Origin of the sequence: Faecalibacterium sp. DFI.5.82 (assembly GCF_029076575.1) — a bacterium.
In the GTDB taxonomy this organism is placed as follows: domain Bacteria; phylum Bacillota; class Clostridia; order Oscillospirales; family Ruminococcaceae; genus Faecalibacterium; species Faecalibacterium duncaniae.
Map to the genome: position 1 here is coordinate 1 of NZ_JARFIS010000078.1, position 445 is coordinate 445.

Here is a 445-nt window from a genome sequence, read left to right on the forward strand (position 1 = left end):
TTGAAATCCAATTTATTTTCAAAAGCTAGTTGCGTCGTCATGCCTAAATAACCCAAGGTCCACTTATGCTTTTTTTCCAATTCCAAAATGGCTTTAAGTAATTCTGCTTGTTCATCATCATGGATATTGGCCTTTCGATGAATCCACTTGTAGTAAGCATCTCGAGTAATACCTGCGATCTCGCTTAAAGTGCTGATTGGCCACCCGTACTCTTCATTTAGTTCTTTGATGGCTTGTTGTTTGAAGAACTTTTCGCCTCCCGATTGCGAATTTCTATTAATTTTTTTGCGAAAGCGACCTCCATCTCATTCCGTTTCACTTCGGCCTTCAATAGCCGATTCTCCGCTCTTAATTTATCTAGTTCTGTCCACTCGGCTTTTGGCTTAGCCTTACCCCGCCGATCACGAAGTGATTGCGGGTCATTACCACTCTTGCGATATTTCTG

1 pseudogene is annotated in these 445 nt (G+C 41.8%); it reads right to left on the minus strand.

Annotated features, from left to right (window positions below):
* Positions 1–217: 217 nt before the first annotated feature.
* Positions 218–445: pseudogene (locus P0G09_RS15645) on the minus strand (helix-turn-helix domain-containing protein); the annotation flags it as partial.